Origin of the sequence: Amycolatopsis sp. WAC 04197, from assembly GCF_003947475.1 — a bacterium.
In the GTDB taxonomy this organism is placed as follows: Bacteria; Actinomycetota; Actinomycetes; order Mycobacteriales; family Pseudonocardiaceae; genus Amycolatopsis; species Amycolatopsis japonica.
Genome location: NZ_QHJK01000009.1, coordinates 123,219 through 138,670, shown reverse-complemented (window position 1 = coordinate 138,670; position 15,452 = coordinate 123,219). Strand labels below are relative to the sequence as shown.

At 69.8% G+C, this 15,452-nt stretch carries 14 protein-coding genes; 6 read left to right on the top strand and 8 right to left on the bottom strand.

Annotation, left to right across the window (positions count from 1 at the left end; translation table 11 throughout):
- Positions 1-3 precede the first annotated feature (3 nt).
- Complete coding sequence (tal, locus tag DMC64_RS30635; protein ID WP_037344543.1) at positions 4-1,116, bottom strand: transaldolase; 1,113 nt, start codon at positions 1,114-1,116, stop codon at positions 4-6.
- Positions 1,117-1,126: 10 nt separating this feature from the next.
- Complete coding sequence (tkt, locus tag DMC64_RS30630; RefSeq protein ID WP_073847007.1) at positions 1,127-3,229, bottom strand: transketolase; 2,103 nt, start codon at positions 3,227-3,229, stop codon at positions 1,127-1,129.
- 300 nt (positions 3,230-3,529) lie between these two features.
- On the opposite strand from tkt, the gene DMC64_RS30625 reads away from it, so the two are divergent.
- From DMC64_RS30625 to DMC64_RS30610, 4 genes are all read left to right on the top strand, one after another.
- Positions 3,530-4,510 (top strand): heme o synthase, encoded by a 981-nt coding sequence (locus tag DMC64_RS30625; protein ID WP_125736362.1) that lies wholly within the window; start codon positions 3,530-3,532, stop codon positions 4,508-4,510.
- A 134-nt stretch (positions 4,511-4,644) separates the two neighbouring features.
- Positions 4,645-5,826, top strand: coding sequence for an MFS transporter (locus tag DMC64_RS30620; protein WP_233629878.1), 1,182 nt, complete (start codon positions 4,645-4,647; stop codon positions 5,824-5,826).
- A 70-nt stretch (positions 5,827-5,896) separates the two neighbouring features.
- Positions 5,897-8,152, top strand: coding sequence for a UvrD-helicase domain-containing protein (locus DMC64_RS30615; RefSeq protein WP_125736588.1), 2,256 nt, complete (start codon positions 5,897-5,899; stop codon positions 8,150-8,152).
- Between the two features lie 10 nt (positions 8,153-8,162).
- Positions 8,163-8,735: an FKBP-type peptidyl-prolyl cis-trans isomerase gene (locus tag DMC64_RS30610; protein WP_125736361.1), complete on the top strand. Its 573-nt coding sequence runs from the start codon at positions 8,163-8,165 to the stop codon at positions 8,733-8,735.
- 49 nt (positions 8,736-8,784) lie between these two features.
- Here the strand turns inward: DMC64_RS30610 and DMC64_RS30605 are convergent, their stop codons facing one another.
- Both DMC64_RS30605 and DMC64_RS30600 read right to left on the bottom strand, forming a co-directional pair.
- The gene (locus tag DMC64_RS30605; protein ID WP_125736360.1) at positions 8,785-9,312 is read right to left on the bottom strand and encodes a GNAT family N-acetyltransferase; all 528 of its coding nucleotides are present in this window, start codon (positions 9,310-9,312) and stop codon (positions 8,785-8,787) included.
- Positions 9,309-10,280, bottom strand: a complete 972-nt coding sequence (locus tag DMC64_RS30600; protein WP_125736359.1) for a quinone oxidoreductase — start codon at positions 10,278-10,280, stop codon at positions 9,309-9,311. Before DMC64_RS30600 ends, DMC64_RS30605 begins: the two co-directional genes overlap by 4 nt.
- A 95-nt stretch (positions 10,281-10,375) precedes the next feature.
- Here DMC64_RS30600 and DMC64_RS30595 point away from each other — a divergent pair, with 95 nt between their 5' ends.
- Together DMC64_RS30595 and DMC64_RS30590 are read left to right on the top strand one after the other, a co-directional pair.
- Positions 10,376-10,684, top strand: a complete 309-nt coding sequence (locus DMC64_RS30595) for a hypothetical protein (protein ID WP_037344035.1) — start codon at positions 10,376-10,378, stop codon at positions 10,682-10,684.
- Positions 10,681-11,547 (top strand): RimK family alpha-L-glutamate ligase, encoded by an 867-nt coding sequence (locus tag DMC64_RS30590; protein WP_125736358.1) that lies wholly within the window; start codon positions 10,681-10,683, stop codon positions 11,545-11,547. Before DMC64_RS30595 ends, DMC64_RS30590 begins: the two co-directional genes overlap by 4 nt.
- A 79-nt stretch (positions 11,548-11,626) precedes the next feature.
- On the opposite strand, the gene DMC64_RS30585 is transcribed toward DMC64_RS30590, so the two are convergent.
- From DMC64_RS30585 to DMC64_RS30570, 4 genes are all read right to left on the bottom strand, one after another.
- Positions 11,627-12,574 carry an acyl-CoA desaturase gene (locus DMC64_RS30585; RefSeq protein ID WP_125736357.1) on the bottom strand — a complete coding sequence of 316 codons (948 nt, stop codon included), beginning with the start codon at positions 12,572-12,574 and terminating at the stop codon, positions 11,627-11,629.
- A 114-nt stretch (positions 12,575-12,688) separates the two neighbouring features.
- A complete protein-coding gene (locus DMC64_RS30580; RefSeq protein WP_125736356.1) occupies positions 12,689-13,657 on the bottom strand; it encodes a heme A synthase in 969 nt (322 codons plus the stop codon).
- 64 nt (positions 13,658-13,721) lie between these two features.
- The gene (locus DMC64_RS30575; RefSeq protein WP_125736355.1) at positions 13,722-14,522 is read right to left on the bottom strand and encodes an ABC transporter permease; all 801 of its coding nucleotides are present in this window, start codon (positions 14,520-14,522) and stop codon (positions 13,722-13,724) included.
- Positions 14,519-15,445, bottom strand: coding sequence for an ABC transporter ATP-binding protein (locus DMC64_RS30570; RefSeq protein WP_037344043.1), 927 nt, complete (start codon positions 15,443-15,445; stop codon positions 14,519-14,521). The genes DMC64_RS30575 and DMC64_RS30570 overlap by 4 nt, the downstream gene beginning before the upstream one ends.
- Between the last annotated feature and the right edge of the window lie 7 nt (positions 15,446-15,452).

Genomic DNA, 15,452 nt, shown 5'->3' with positions numbered 1-15,452 from the left:
AGATCAGTCCTTCGCCTTTTCCAGCTGCCCGGTGACGGTCTCGAGAAGCTCGGTCCACGACTTCTCGAACTTCTCGACGCCTTCGTTCTCCAGCGTCAGGAACACGTCGTCGATGTCGATGCCGACCACACGCAGCTTGTCGAAGACGACCTGCGCGTCGGGGCCCTTGCCGGTCACCGTGTCACCGGTGATCTCGGCGTGGTCGCCCGCGGCGTCGAGGGTCTTCTCCGGCATCGTGTTGACCGTGTCCTTGACGACGAGCTGGTCCACGTAGCGGGTGTCGGAGTACTGCGGGTCCTTCACGCCGGTGGAGGCCCACAGCGGACGCTGCGGGTTCGCGCCCGCCTCGGCGAGCGCCTTCCAGCGGTCCGAAGCGAACAGCTCCTCGAACGCCGCGTACGCGAGCCGCGCGTTGGCGATCGCGGCCTCACCGCGCAGGGCGGTGGCCGCGTCGGTGCCGATCGCGTCGAGGCGCTTGTCGATCTCGGTGTCCACACGGGACACGAAGAACGACGCGACCGAGTGGATGCCCTTGAGGTCGTGGCCGTTGGCCTTCGCCTGCTCCAGGCCGGCGAAGTAGGCCTCGATGACCGCCCGGTACCGCTCGACCGAGAAGATCAGCGTGACGTTGACGCTGATGCCTTCGGCGAGGGTCTTGGTGATCGCCGGGAGACCCTCTTCGGTGGCCGGGATCTTGATCAGCACGTTCGGCCGGTCCACGGTCTTCCACAGGTCCTGCGCCTCGGCCACCGTCTTGTCGGAGTCCTTGGCCAGCCGCGGGTCCACCTCGATGGACACCCGGCCGTCGACCCCGTTCGTGGCGGTGTAGACGTCGCGGAACAGGTCCGCGGCGTTGCGCACGTCGGTGGTGGTCAGCTCACGGATGGTGGCCTCGACGTCGGCGCCGCGGGCGGCGAGCTCCTTGGTCTGCTCGTCGTACGCCTCGCCCTTCGACATCGCGTTGGCGAAGATCGTCGGGTTGGTCGTCACGCCCACGACGTGCTTGTCGCGGATCAGGTCCGCGAGGTTGCCGGTGTTCAGGCGCTCACGGGACAGGTCGTCGAGCCAGATCGACACCCCGGCCTCGGACAGCTGCGCGAGCTTGTCGTTGCTCATGCTTTCCCCTTCAGTTCTTGGTGTTGGCGATCGAGCGACGGGCGGCCTCGACGACTGCCTCCGCGGTAAAACCGAACTCACGGAACAGTGTGGCGGCGTCGGCCGACGCACCGAAGTGCTCGATCGAAACGTTCACCCCGGCGTCACCGGTGAAGCGGTGCCACGACTGGGCGATACCGGCTTCGACGGAGACGCGTGCCTTGACCGACGGCGGGATGACCGAGTCCTTGTAGGACTGGTCCTGCGCGTCGAACCACTCGACACACGGCATCGAGACGACGCTCGCCGGGATGCCGTCGGCTTCGAGGGTCTTGCGGGCCTCGACGGCCAGCTGGACCTCGGAGCCGGTCGCGATCAGCACGACCTCGGGGCTGCCGTTGGACGCCTCGGCGAGGACGTAACCGCCCCGCTTGACGCCTTCGGCGCTGGTGCCCTCCAGCACCGGCACGTTCTGCCGGGTGAGCGCGAGACCCGACGGGTGGTGGACGTCCTCCAGGACGGCCTTCCACGCGTACGCGGTCTCGTTGGCGTCCGCCGGGCGGACGACGTTGAGGCCGGGGATCGCGCGCAGCGAGGAGAGCTGCTCGATCGGCTGGTGGGTGGGGCCGTCCTCGCCCAGGCCGATCGAGTCGTGCGTCCACACGTAGGTGACCGGCGCCTTCATCAGCGCGGCCAGCCGGACGGGCGGGCGCATGTAGTCGGAGAAGATCAGGAACGTCGCGCCGTAGGGGCGGGTGCCGCCGTGCAGCGCGATGCCGTTGAGGATCGAGCCCATCGCGTGCTCGCGGATGCCGAAGTGCAGCGTCCGGCCGTACGGGCTGGTCTTCCACATGTCGGTGGAAGCCTTCTCCGGGCCGAACGAGTCGGCCCCCTTCATGGTGGTGTTGTTGCTCTCCGCGAGGTCCGCGGAACCGCCCCACAGCTCGGGAAGCGGCTCGGCGAGCGCGTTGAGCACCTCGCCGGAGGCCTTGCGGGTCGCGATGCCCTTGGCGTCCGGCTCCCACGTCGGCAGGTTGTCCGCGAAGCCCTCGGGCAGCGAACGGGTGGCCATCCGGTCCGCGATCTTCTTGCGCTCCGGGTTGGCGGCGCCCCACGCCTCGAACTTCTCCTGCCATTCGGCGCGGGCGGTCTTGCCGCGGTCGACGGCCTGGCGGGTGTGCGCGATGACCTCGTCGTCGACCTGGAAGGTCCGCTCCGGGTCGAAGCCGAGGATCTCCTTGACCGCGGCGACCTCTTCGGCGCCGAGCGCGGCGCCGTGGGCCTTGCCGGTGCCCATCTTCTTCGGCGCCGGGTACCCGATGACGGTCTTCAGCGCGATGAACGACGGGCGCTCGGTCTCGGCCTTCGCGGCCTTGATGGCCTCTTCGATCGCGACGACGTCCTCGCCACCCTCGACGACCTGGGTGTGCCACCCGTAGGCCTCGTAGCGCTTCACGACGTCCTCGGAGAGGGCGATCTTGGTGTCGTCCTCGATCGAGATCTCGTTGTCGTCCCAGAAGACGATCAGGTTGCCCAGCTCCTGGCGGCCGGCGATCGACGAGGCCTCGGCGGTGACGCCCTCTTCGATGTCACCGTCGGAGGCGATCACGTAGACGTAGTGGTCGAAGATGCTCTCGCCCTGCGGGGCGTCCGGGTCCAGCAGACCGCGCTCGCGGCGGGCCGCCATCGCCATGCCGACCGCGTTGGCCAGGCCCTGGCCGAGCGGGCCGGTGGTGGTCTCGACGCCCTTGGTGTGGCGGTACTCCGGGTGACCCGGGGTCTTCGAGTCCCACTTGCGCAGCTGCTTCAGGTCTTCCAGCTCCAGGCCGAACCCGGCGAGGTACAGCTGGATGTAGAGGGTGAGGCTCGAGTGACCGGCGGAGAGGATGAAGCGGTCACGAGCGGGCCACTCCGGGTCGGCCGGGTCATGACGCAGCGTCCGCTGGAAGAGCGTGTACGCGAGCGGCGCCAGGCTCATCGCGGTGCCGGGGTGACCGCTGCCGCAGTTCTCGACCGCGTCCGCGGCGAGCACCCGTACGGTGTCGACGGCCCGCGTGTCGTTCTCGGTCCAGTCGGCGGGCACGTTGCGCCGGAGGAGTGGGTTCTTCTCGCTGGTAGAGGCGGTTTCGGACACTGAACTCGAACTCCCCGTCATCAGGTTGTGGCTTCTCTTCCCTCGTGGATAACCCACGCGTACCGCTACTAATCTCAATCGATCCGGAAGGGACGATATTCCTGGTCCGGGCCGTTCGCAGGGGCACGCCGCGAGCTACCGCGGCCAGCCTAATGGTTCGGCCGGTCGAGGACCCGCGATCACCCTCTGGAAACAGCACGTCTAACATCGGGGGAGGGTTCAGAACACTCCGGATCCGGGGCCGCCACATCACCCGGAAGCCTGGTGGGCCCCGCCCCGAAAACTGACGCAGGGAGTGAAATGTCGTTGGTGAACGCTGCGCACGGACGCAGTGACAGCACCAGCGCCGTACATCCGACCGGTGAACGACCGCACGGTGGCCGGCGAACAATCCGCCAGGTCGTCGGCGCGTACGCCGCCCTCGCGAAGCCCAGGGTGATCGAGCTCCTCCTCGTCACCACGATTCCCGCGATGTTCCTGGCCGGCCGGGAAATCCCGTCCCCGTGGCTGGTCCTCGCGACGCTCGTGGGCGGCACCATGGCCGCCGGCAGTGCCAACGCCTTGAACTGCGTCATCGACGCGGACATCGACAAGGTGATGAACCGCACGAAGCGCCGGCCGCTGGTGAAGGAATCCGTCCCCCGGCGCGGCGCGCTGATCTTCGGTCTCGTGCTCGGCGTCCTGTCGTTCGTCGTGCTCTATTTCACGGTGAACCTGCTCTCGGCGATCCTCGCGATCGTGACGATCCTCTTCTACATCTTCGTCTACACGCTGGTGTTGAAGCGGCGTACGTCACAGAACGTGGTCTGGGGCGGCGCGGCGGGCTGCATGCCGGTCGTCATCGGCTGGGCCGCCGTCACCGGCACCGTCGAGTGGCCCGCGTTCGTGATGTTCGGCGTCATCTTCTTCTGGACCCCGCCGCACACCTGGGCGCTGGGCATGAAGTACCGCGAGGACTACGAGCGCGCCGGCGTGCCGATGCTGCCGGTGGTCGCCACCCCGCAGCACGTGGCGCGGCAGATCGTCATCTACTCGTGGGTGATGGTCGCGTGGACGCTGCTGCTGGTCCCGGTGACGAGCTGGATCTACACGACGTTCGCCCTGCTCGCCGGTGGCTGGTTCCTCTTCTACGCGCACAGCCTGAACGCGGCGGTGCGGCGCGGCGAGGAGACCAAGCCGATGTCGCTGTTCCACCGGTCGAACACGTACCTGATGATCGTGTTCGTCGCGCTGGCGGTGGACTCGGCGATCGGGCTTCCCGCCATCGGGCTGCCTTTCTGATCTCTTTGGCATTTAGTCCTCTGGATGCGGTACTTGCACGCGCAAGTACCGCATCCAGAGGACTAAATGCATGGGCTTCCCAAGGTGTGGCATAGGGCGACGCGCCGGGTTACCCGTCGGTACCGTCCGGCGGAGTGACGAGCACGACCGAGCGCCCGGCCACCGTCCGGGCCGGCCGCGCGACCATGGCGGTCGCCTGCCTGATCGTCTTCACGGCCCAGATGGCGACGACGATCTACCTCCCCTCCCTACCCATGATCGAGCGCGACTTCGCCGTGTCGCGCAGCTTCGCGGCGCTCTCGGTGTCGCTGTTCGTCGTCGGCGCGGCGGCCCCGGTGGTGCTGTGGGGTAGGGCGGCCGACCGGCTCGGGCGGCGGGCGGCGATGCTGGCGGCACTCGGTCTCTTCGTCGCGTCCAGCGCGGTCCTGATCGTGAACGCCTCCCCGGCATGGCTGCTCGTTCTCCGTTCCCTGCAAGGGATCGGCGCCGGGGGAGCGGCCATCATCGCCCGTATCGTCGTGCGCGACCTCGGCGACGGCGACGCGCTCGCCAAACGGCTTTCGGTGCTGTCCATCGCGTTCGTCACCGCGCTCGGCGGCGGGCAGTTCGCCGGCGGGCTGATCGGAGGCTGGCAGGGCGGTTTCGTGGTGCTGACGGCGGCGGGTGTGCTGTGCGTCCTGAGCACGCTGACGATTCCGCTCGGCAAGGGCCGGTCCGACAAGACCGGCATGGTCCGCGTCTATCTCCGGATCCTCACCGTTCCGGCGTTCCTGCGGCCGACGATCGCGGCGGGGCTCGGGTTCGCGACGATCGTGCTGCTCCAGGAGGTCGCGCCGTTCGTGTTCCAGCAGCACTTCGGGCTGAGTGCGGACCAGTACGGCGGCCTCGGGCTCCTGTTCGGGCTCGCGTACTTCGCCGGTGCGCTGCTGGTGAACCGGCTGGCCGGGCGCAAGGGATCGCCGTGGCTGATGCGCGCGGGCGCGCTGATCATGACGGGCGCGGGCCTGCTGACGATCGTCTTGTGGCTCGTGCCCGCGATCCCGCTCACGGCCGCTTTCGTGACGTTCGTCGCGCTCTACTGCGGGACCACCTTCGGCCAGGCCGCGCTCTTCCCGAGCAGCATGGCCGTCGCGGTGAGCGAGGTGCCCGGACACGGCGCCTACGCCGTCGCGCTGTGCGGGTTCGTCGCGCAGTCCATCGCGGGGATCGCGGCCACGTTCGCCGTCCTGCTCCACGAGAACGTCGTGTGGGCGAGTGTGGCGACCGTCCTGTCCCTGTCGGCCTTCCTCCTGGTCCGGGTGAGCGTGCGGGAATGAGATGATGGAGGGCGCCGTTGTACTTCGTTCGGCCCCTGTCCCACCTCTCGAAAGCAGGCTGCTTTTGTCCGTGTCCCCGGACCGGGAACTCGACGCGCTCGAGCAGGATGTCGCGCTCGAGCAGCAGTACGTCACCACCCTCTACCGCAAGCTCGACACCGAACGCGTCGACGCGCAGCGCAGGCTCGACGAGACGCTGCGCCAGACCGGCGGCACCCCGCAGGCGCGCACCGAACGCGACGTCGCCACGACGCTCTACACCGACAGGCTGTCCCAGCTGAGCTCCGTCGAGCAGGGCCTGTGCTTCGGCCGCCTCGACTTCCTGCCGGACCACGCGGAGGAGACCACCTACATCGGACGGCTCGGGCTGTTCGACGAGGACGACGACTACCGCCCGCTGCTCGTCGACTGGCGCGCGCCGGTCGCGCGGCCGTTCTACCTCGCCACCGCGGCCTCGCCCGAAGGTGTCCGGCGGCGTCGTCACATCCGGTCGCTGAGCCGGAAGGTCGTCGGCGTCGACGACGAGATCCTCGACCTCTCCGCCGCCGACCAGGGCCAGGACCTCGGGCTCGCGGGCGAGGCGGCTCTGCTGGCCGCGCTGGAGCGCCGCCGCACCGGCGAGATGAGCGACATCGTCGCCACCATCCAGGCCGAGCAGGACCGCATCATCCGCGCGTCGCCGAACGGCGTCCTCGTGGTCCAGGGCGGACCGGGCACCGGCAAGACCGCCGTCGCGCTGCACCGCGCGGCGTACCTGCTCTACACGCATCGCCAGCAGCTCACCACGCGCGGCGTGCTGGTGGTGGGGCCGAACAGCACGTTCCTCCGCTACATCGGGCAGGTGCTGCCGTCGCTGGGCGAGACCGGGGTGCTGCTGGCCACGATCGGCCAGCTGTACCCGGGGCTGGACGCCGCCGGGCCGGTCACGCGCGAAGCGGCCGAGATCAAGGGGCGCCCGGTGATGGCCGACGTGCTCGCCAACGCGGTCCGCGATCGTCAGCGGGTGCCGGAGCCGGTGCTGGAGATCGAGTTCGAGCGCGAGATCCTCATGCTCGACCGCAAGACCTGCACCGAGGCGCGGACGCGGGCGCGGCGGTCGCGCCGTCCGCACAACCTCGCGCGGCGGATCTTCGTCTCGGACCTCCTCGACGCGCTGACCCGGCAGGCCGCCCGGAAACTGGGGGAGGACCTGCTCGACGCCCGCGACGTCCAGGACATCCGGGCCGAGGTCGCCGCGGACAGGAACGTGGCCGCCGCGATCAATGGACTGTGGCCCAAACTCACCCCGGAGATCGTGCTCGACGAGCTGTTCGCCGACCGCGAACGGCTACGCAGCGCGGCGGGGAAAGCCTTGTCGGACACCGATCGTGAGCATCTCTACAGCCCGACGGACGCGAAGTGGAGCCCGTCGGACGTCCCGTTGCTCGACGAGCTCGCCGAGCTGCTCGGCGAGGACGACACCGAAGCCCGCGCCGAGGCCGCCCGCCGCGAGCGGGAAGACCGCGCCTACGCGGAAGGCGTGCTCGACATCCTCGAACAGGACGAGGAGATCGTCGACGAGGAACTGCTGCGGGTGGGCGACGTCCTCGACGCCGAACTGTTCGCCGAACGTCAGCAGCGCCGCAGCGAGATGACCGCGGCACAGCGGGCCGCCCAGGACCGGACCTGGACCTTCGGGCACGTGATCGTCGACGAGGCGCAGGAACTGACCGCGATGGACTGGCGGCTGCTGATGCGCCGGTCGCCGAACCGGTCGATGACACTGGTCGGCGACGTCGCCCAGACCGGCGCGGCCGGTGGGGCGAGGTCGTGGGGAGAGGCGCTTTCGCCGTACGTCGCCGACCGCTGGCGGCTCGAAGAACTGACCGTGAACTACCGGACCCCGGCGGAGATCATGGCCATCGCGTCGCGCGTGCTCGCCGACGTCAACCCGGAGCTGGAGGCGCCGGTTTCGGTACGGGAGACGGGTTTCGAGCCTTGGCTGCGTGAGGTGGACCCGGCGGAGCTCACCGCGGAATTGCCCGGCCTCGTCGACGCCGAACTGTCCGCTGTGGACGGTGGGACGGTCGCGGTGCTGTGCCCGTCGTCCTTGGTCCCTGCCCTGTCGGAGACGCTCGGCGAGTCGGGGGACCGGGTGTCGGTGATGCCGGTCGAGCGGGCGAAGGGGCTGGAGTTCGATTCGGTCCTGCTGGTCGCCCCGGACGAGGTCGTCGCCGAGTCGCCGCGCGGGCTCAACGATCTTTATGTGGCCCTGACCAGGGCGACCCGTCGGATGGGCGTAGTGCAGACCGGTGACCTTGTTCCCGCGCTGGAGGGTCTTGGCTAAGGTCGGCCGCATGCGCACATTCGGCAAGATCGTGGTCATCGGCGCGGGCGTCCTCGCCCTGGCGGCCTGTGGCGAAAAGCAGAACACCGCGGGTTCCGTCCAGCAGTCCTCCGGCGCGGCACCCGCGTCGGCGTCGTCGTCGGCTCCGGCCGCCCCGAAGGGCAAGGAATGCACGGCCGAGGACGTGAAGACCACCGGGAAGTTCGGCGAGGCGCCGACCATCACCATCCCGGACGACTGCGATCCGCCGAAGAAGCTCATCACCAAGGACCTCGAGCCCGGCACCGGCGAGGGCGCCAAGGCCGGCGCGAACCTGAAGATGAACTATTCGCTGGTCACCTGGTCCAACAAGCAGAAGCTGGACAGCTCGTTCGACCGCGGCGAGCCGTTCGACCTGACGCTCGGCGCCGGTGACGTCATCAAGGGCTGGGATCAGGGCCTCGAAGGGATCAAGCAGGGCGCGCGGCGGCTGCTGATCATCCCGCCGGACCTCGGCTACGGCCAGGGCGGGAACGGTATCGAGCCGAACGAGACGCTGGTCTTCGTGACCGACGCGGTGAGCGTCCCGACCGACAAGGGCTGAGTCTTCGTGAGTGGTGAGGACGGTTAGAACCGTCCTCACCACTCACGAGTCAGCCGGCGTACTCCCAGGTGAGCAGGGTGATCTCCAAGCCTTTCTCGACCTTGGGCTCGGGAGGCGCGTCGGTCAGGGCGTAGCCGGCGCGGCGGGCGACGGCCGCGCTGGCGGCGTTCTCGGCGTCGATCTTCAGCTGGAGCGGTCCCAGCCCGAGGTCCAGCGCGTGCGCGGTGAGCACCCGCAGCGACCGCGCCGCCAGGTCTTGCCCACGGTGCGCGGGGCCGACGGCGTACCCGAGTTCGGCCGCGTCGTCCTTCAGGAACAGCACCACTTCGCCGAGCGGCTCGCCGCCGTCGGCCGTGATGGCCAGCCGCAGCCCCGTGCCCTCGGCGCGGCGGGTGAGGTACTCCGCGTAGTGCGCCTTGGCCGCCGCCTCGTCGAACGGGGAGGGCAGCGGCGTGAACCGCGCGACGGCCGGGTTGTCGAACAACCCGGGCATGAAGGCGACGTCGTCTTCGACCCAGTCCCGCAGGACGAGCCCTTCACCGGTGAGCCGGACCTCGTCCGGCCAGAGCTTCGTCACGGGATCAGCAGGAGCTTGCCGGTGGTGCGGCGGCCCTGGAGGTCTTCGTGCGCCTGACGGGCGTCGGCCAGCGGGTAGCGGCCGCCGATCCGGATGTTCAGCGAGCCGTCCTGCACGGCGGTGAACAGTTCGTTCACGCGCCACTCCAGTTCCTCGCGGGTGAGCACGTAGTGCGCGGAGGTCGGGCGGGTGAGGTACACCGAGCCGCTGCGGTTGAGCAGCTGCGGGTCGATCGGCGGCACCGGACCGCTGGCCGCGCCGTAGAGGGCGAGCAGGCCGCGGATCTTCAGGCTCGCCAGGCTGCCGTCCACAGTGGACTTGCCGACGCCGTCGTAGACGACCTCGACCCCCTTGCCGCCGGTGAGGTCGCGGGTGGCCTCGGCGAAGTCGACCTGGTCGTAGCGGATGACGTCGTCCGCGCCCGCCTGCTTGGCGAGTTCGGCCTTCTCGTCGGTGGAGACGGTGCCGATGACCCGGGCGCCGCGCGCCTTGGCCAGCTGGACCAGCAGCAGGCCCATGCCGCCCGCCGCGGCGTGGATCAGCACGTCGTCACCGGTCTTGACCTCGTAGGTCGAGGCGATCAGCGCGTGCGCGGTGATGCCCTGGAGCATCGTGGCGGCGGCGGTCTCCTCGGAAACGCCGTCCGGGATCTTCACCGCGATGGTGGCCGGGAGCAGGCGGCGCTGGGCGTAGCTGCCCAGCGAACCCTGCCAGGCGACCCGGTCGCCGACGGCGAAACCGGTCACGTCCGGGCCGACCGCGGCCACCGTGCCCGCACCTTCCATGCCCAGGACGAACGGGGTGTCGACCGGGTAGATGCCCTCGCGGTGATAGGTGTCGATGTAGTTGACGCCCGCCGCCGCGACGTCCACGAGCAGTTCACCGGAACCGGGTTCACCGACCTCGACTTGCGCCAGTTCAAGGACTTCGGGGCCACCGGTTCGCCGGATCTGCACTGCCGCGGGCATACATCCTCCTCGTTCAAGGTCGTTCCGACCGGCACAACTATGGCCGACGCCACGGTTATTCCGCGTCCCGGGCCTTTCGCGGTTAAGCTCGGCGGGTGGCTGAGACCGAAGAGAAGACCGAGACCGCCGCCCCCACGTCGCGCCAGGTCGCGGCCGCCCGCGACTTCGTGAAGCGGCACGGGAAGCCGTCGCGCGCGGTGGTGGAGAACATCGGCCGGATCGGCGCGCGGGTCGTGCTCGTGGGTGCCGACGGCGCGCTCGGCGACGTCGTCGTCGCCTCCGTGGAGGCAGGCGAGGCGCTGGTCGAGGCCGTCGAAGACCTCGAACCCGCCGAATGGGACAGCGAGACCGTGAAGGCCACCAAGATCGGCGCCGAGCACCGCCGCCGGATGGCGGGGAAGTGAGCGGGTCCGCGATCTTCGTCGCCTGCTCCACGCTGCCGGAAGGCGACGGTGACGAGCACGCGGTTCCCGAGGCGCTGGCCGACCTCGGCTTCAAGACCCGTTGGGCCGCCTGGGACGACACGACGGTCGACTTCGGCGCCGCGGACATCGTCGTGCTGCGGGCCACCTGGGATTACGCCGAGCGCCACGACGAGTTCCTGTCCTGGACCGAATCCGTGCCGGCACTGTCGAATTCGGCCGAAGTCGTGCGCTGGAACACCGACAAGTCCTATCTGGCCGAACTCGGTGACGCCGGGGTCGCGGTCGTGCCGACGACCCTGATCGCGCCGGACGACAAGGCCCCGAGCTGGCCCAAGGGCGAGTTCGTGCTGAAGCCCGCCATCGGCGCCGGTTCACGCGGTGCCGGCCGGTTCACCGCGGGCGACGCGGCCGCCGCGCATCTGTCCGGGTTGCAGGCGGACGGGAACACCGTGCTGCTCCAGCCGTATCAGTCCAGTGTGGACAGTGCGGGCGAGATCGCGCTGGTGTACTTCGGCGGCGTGTACTCGCACGCGTTCTCGAAGGCCGCGATGCTGGGCCGGGAACTCGACGAATCCGGGCTGTACGTGACGGAGAAACTCGCGCCGGTGCAGCCGGCTGCGGGATTTCGCGCGCTGGCCGAAGACGCTCTGGACGCGACGGCGGTGCTGCTGGGCATCCTGCGTGCGGAACTGCTCTACGCCCGCGTGGACCTCGTCGCCGGGCCGGACGGCAGGCCGCTGCTGCTGGAACTGGAGCTCGTCGAGCCTTCGCTCGGGTTCCGGCAGACCGATGCCGCCGCGGCCTGGCGTTTCGCCTCCGCCGTCCGGCAGCAACTCGCCTGACACTCCCCGCGTTTCGTCCTCTGAATGCGATCCTTGCGTGTGCAACTACCGCATTCAGAGGACGAAACGCGATCGGGGGTCAGGCGGGTTTGACGAGTTTCGCGGCCAGGCGTTCCGGCTTCGGCCACCGCACGTCCCGTGCCCAGCCGAACTTCTCGAACAGCCAGATCACCCGCGCCGACACGTCGACCTGTCCACGCAGGACACCGTGCCGCGCGCAGGTCGGGTCGGCGTGGTGGGAGTTGTGCCACGACTCGCCCATGGACAGGATCGCCAGCGGCCAGAAGTTCGCCGCCTTGTCCCGGCTGGCGAACGGGCGCTCGCCGACCAGGTGGCAGATCGAGTTCACCGACCAGGTGACGTGGTGCAGGAACGCGATCCGGACCAGCCCGGCCCAGAAGAACCCGGTCACCACGCCCCACCACGACCAGCTGAGCAGCCCGCCGAGCACCGCGGGCAGCGCGAGGCTCAGCGTGATCCACAGCCAGAAGTAGCGGTTCACCACCCGGAGATCCTTGTCCGCCACCAGATCCGGCGCGAACCGGTCGTAGTTGGTCACCTCGCGGCTGAACATCCAGCCCATGTGCGCGTGCCAGAAGCCGCGCAGCAGCGCCCCGGGTGAGGTCCCGAACAGCCAGGGGGAGTGCGGGTCGCCTTCACGGTCGGCGAAGGCGTGGTGGCGACGGTGGCTGGCCACCCAGAAGATCACCGAGCCCTGCACCGCGAAACTCCCGGCGATGGCGAGCGCGACCCGCAGCGGGCGCCCGGCCTTGAAGGCGCCGTGGGTGAAGTAGCGGTGGTAGCCGACGGTCACCCCGAGCGTCCCGAGGGTGTAGAACACCGCCGCCAGCACGAGGTCGACCCAGGTCATGCCCCAGCCCCACACGATCGGCACGGCGGCGAGCAGCGCGACGAACGGGACCAGCAGGAAGGTCTTGAGTATCAGCATCTCGCCGGAACCCCGGCGGTGGGAGATCAGGGGTTTGGACGGACTGGCCGGTGCGTCCGGCTCGGTGCTGGCGGTCATGCGACACCTCGTGCCTCGACTCGGTGGTGACCCCCGAGTGGGGCACCGAGCGCAGCGTAAGGGGGCAGTCTGGCGAGCACGCCGCCCGGGGGTTACGTCCGGTTTGCCGAGGGGTCAGTTCGAAGTGGCGAGTTCCCGATCGGCGGCGGGCGAAACCGGCGCGGGGCCACGATCGCGCGAACCGCACCACAGCGCGGCCGTCGAGATGATCACCAGCGCGGAGCCGAGGACATGGAGCGAGACCAGCGCTTCCGGCACGCCGAGCGCGTACTGCACCGAGCCCAGGACGCCCTGGGAAAGCGCGACGACCCAAACGATCGTGTAGCGCCGCCACACCGGCTTCGGCGTCTCGCCCCGCATCAGCTGGAGCCCGAAGACGGCCAGCACGATCAGGTAGACCACCAGCAGTCCGCCGTGGACCTGGGTGAGCGTCTCGATCGGGGCCTGGAGGCGATGGGTGCCGGGGTCGCCGCCGTGCGGGCCCGCGCCGGTCACCACGGTGCCCGCGACGAGCACGGCCCACATGGCCGCGGCGAGCACGATCAACGTCTTGCGGCCCGCGTCCGGGATCAGCCAGCGCGCGGGCTCGTCACCCTCCTTGAACGCCCGCAGCAGCAGCACCGCGAGCCAGACCAGGGGAGTGGAGGCGAGGAAGTGGAGCGCGACGGTCCACCATTCGAGTTTCGCGAGCACGGTGATCCCGCCGACGACGGCCTGCAGCATCACGCCGGCGGGCATCGTCCAGGCCAGCTTCACCAGACGGCGGCGGCTCGGGTGCTCGATCTGCACACGCCACGCGGTGATCACGCACAGCGCGGCGACCAGGATGACCACCCCGGTCAGCATCCGGTTGCTGAATTCGATCCACTGGGTGAGCGCGTCGAATTCGGGGTGCGCGACCGGCACGATGCTGCCTTCGACGCATTGCGGCCAGGTCGGGCAGCCGAGACCCGAACCCGTGACCCGGACGACCGATCCGGTGACGCCGATTCCGGCCTGGGCGATCACCGCCGCTATCGCGACCGCTCGCTGGACCGCGAACGAGGGATACGGCAGACGCGCTACAAGGCTCTGGAACGGCACCGTCCGATGCTAGAACGCTCTTCCTGAGAGCCTTCCACCGGCCGCACCGGCTGTGTCGGCCGCCTCAGGTCAGGCGAGTCGTCTTGCTCGCCACCGCGCCCGCGACGACACCCCAGCCGACGAGCACCGCGAACGGGCCCCAGCCGAACGAACCGTCCAGCAGCACCGACCGCAGCCCTTCGGCGAGCGCGCCCGAAGGCAGCAGTTCGACGATCCACGCCACGCCGGACGGCATCGTCGACGGCGCCAGCAGGATGCCGCCCGCGAGCAGCAGCACGAACCAGACGATGTTCGCCAGCGCCAGCACGGCTTCCGCGCGCAGCGCCCCGCCGAGCAGCAGGCCGAGCGCGCCGAACGCGAGCGTGCCGACGATCAGGAACGGGATCGCGCCGAGGATCCCGCCGAGCGACGGCGACCAGCCCAGCAGCGCGGCGACGACACCGAGGATCACCGCCTGCAGCGCGACCACCACGAGCGCGGCGGCGACCCGGCCCGCGACGAGCAGCCAGCGGGGCAGCGCGGTCGCGGAAAGCCGCTTGAGGACGCCGTAACGACGGTCGAAGCCCAGCGCGATGGCCTGTCCGGTGAACGCGGACGACATCACCGCCAGCGCGAGGATCCTCGGCGTGATCCAGTCCACTTTGGATGAATCGCCGAGTTGTGACGACGGCAGGATGTCCAGCAGCGACAGGCCGATCAGCAGCGCGAGCGGGATGAGCAGGGTCAGCAGGATCTGCTCGCCGTGGCGCAGCGTCAGGCTCGCCTCGACCTTCGCGTGCGTGCGGAGCATCTTGCCGAGCGAACCGCGACCGGGAGCGGGAGTGAACGTGCCGGCGGCGAACCGCGGGGTGGGCGTCGTGGTCATGCGCGCAGTTCCCGTCCGGTCAGCTCCAGGAAGACCTCTTCCAGCGTGCGCCTGCCGACCTGCAGTTCCTCCGGCATGACCCCCTGCTGCGCGCACCACGCCGTCACCGTCGACACGACCTGCGGATCGATCGCGCCCTCGACGAGATACGTGCCCGGCGCCGACTCGTGGACGAGGTGCCCTTCGGGCAGCGCCGCGGTCAGCAGCGCGGTGTCGAGCCGCGTGCGGGCCTTGAACCGCAACTGCGCCGTCTCGCCGGCTTCGACGGTCAGCGACTGCGGGGAACCTTCGACGACGACCTTGCCGTGGTCCACGATCACCACGGTGTCGGCCAGCGTTTCGGCCTCCTCCATCAGATGCGTGGTGAGCAGCACGCTGACCCCGTCGGCGCGCAGCGCTTCGAGCAGATCCCAGACCAGGCGGCGGGCCTGCGGGTCCATCCCCGCCGTCGGCTCGTCGAGGAAGAGCAACTCCGGCCGCCCTACGAGCGCGCAGGCGAGGGAGAGCCGTTGCTGCTGCCCGCCGGAAAGCCGTTTGAACGGCGTCTTCCTCGCGCCCGAAAGACCGAGGACGTCCAGCAGCCACGCCGGGTCGAGCGGATTCGCCGCGCACGCGGCGACCAGGCCGAGCATCTCGTCGGCGCGGACGCCGGGATACGCGCCACCGCCCTGGGGCATCACGCCGATCCGGGGTCGCAGCGCCGCGCCGTCGCGCGCCGGGTTCAGGCCCAGCACGCGGACTTCGCCGTCGTCAGGCCGCAGGAAGCCTTCGCAGATCTCGACGGTGGTGGTCTTGCCGGCCCCGTTCGGGCCGAGCAGAGCGAGCAGGGTGCCACGTTCCATCCGCAGGTCGAGTCCATCGACGGCGGTGGTGGATCCGTAGCGCTTCACCAGCCCGGTGATCTCGACGGCGGGGGCGTTCACGACAGGT

Excerpts from the sequence above, each read along its gene's own strand:
- DMC64_RS30625 (WP_125736362.1), top strand. The coding sequence starts at position 3,530 with ATGTCGTTGGTGAACGCTGCGCACGGACGCAGTGACAGCACCAGCGCC.
- DMC64_RS30600 (WP_125736359.1), bottom strand. The coding sequence starts at position 10,280 with ATGCCCGCGGCAGTGCAGATCCGGCGAACCGGTGGCCCCGAAGTCCTT.
- tal (WP_037344543.1), bottom strand. The coding sequence starts at position 1,116 with ATGAGCAACGACAAGCTCGCGCAGCTGTCCGAGGCCGGGGTGTCGATC.
- DMC64_RS30585 (WP_125736357.1), bottom strand. The coding sequence starts at position 12,574 with ATGACCGCCAGCACCGAGCCGGACGCACCGGCCAGTCCGTCCAAACCC.
- DMC64_RS30575 (WP_125736355.1), bottom strand. The coding sequence starts at position 14,522 with ATGACCACGACGCCCACCCCGCGGTTCGCCGCCGGCACGTTCACTCCC.
- DMC64_RS30610 (WP_125736361.1), top strand. The coding sequence starts at position 8,163 with ATGCGCACATTCGGCAAGATCGTGGTCATCGGCGCGGGCGTCCTCGCC.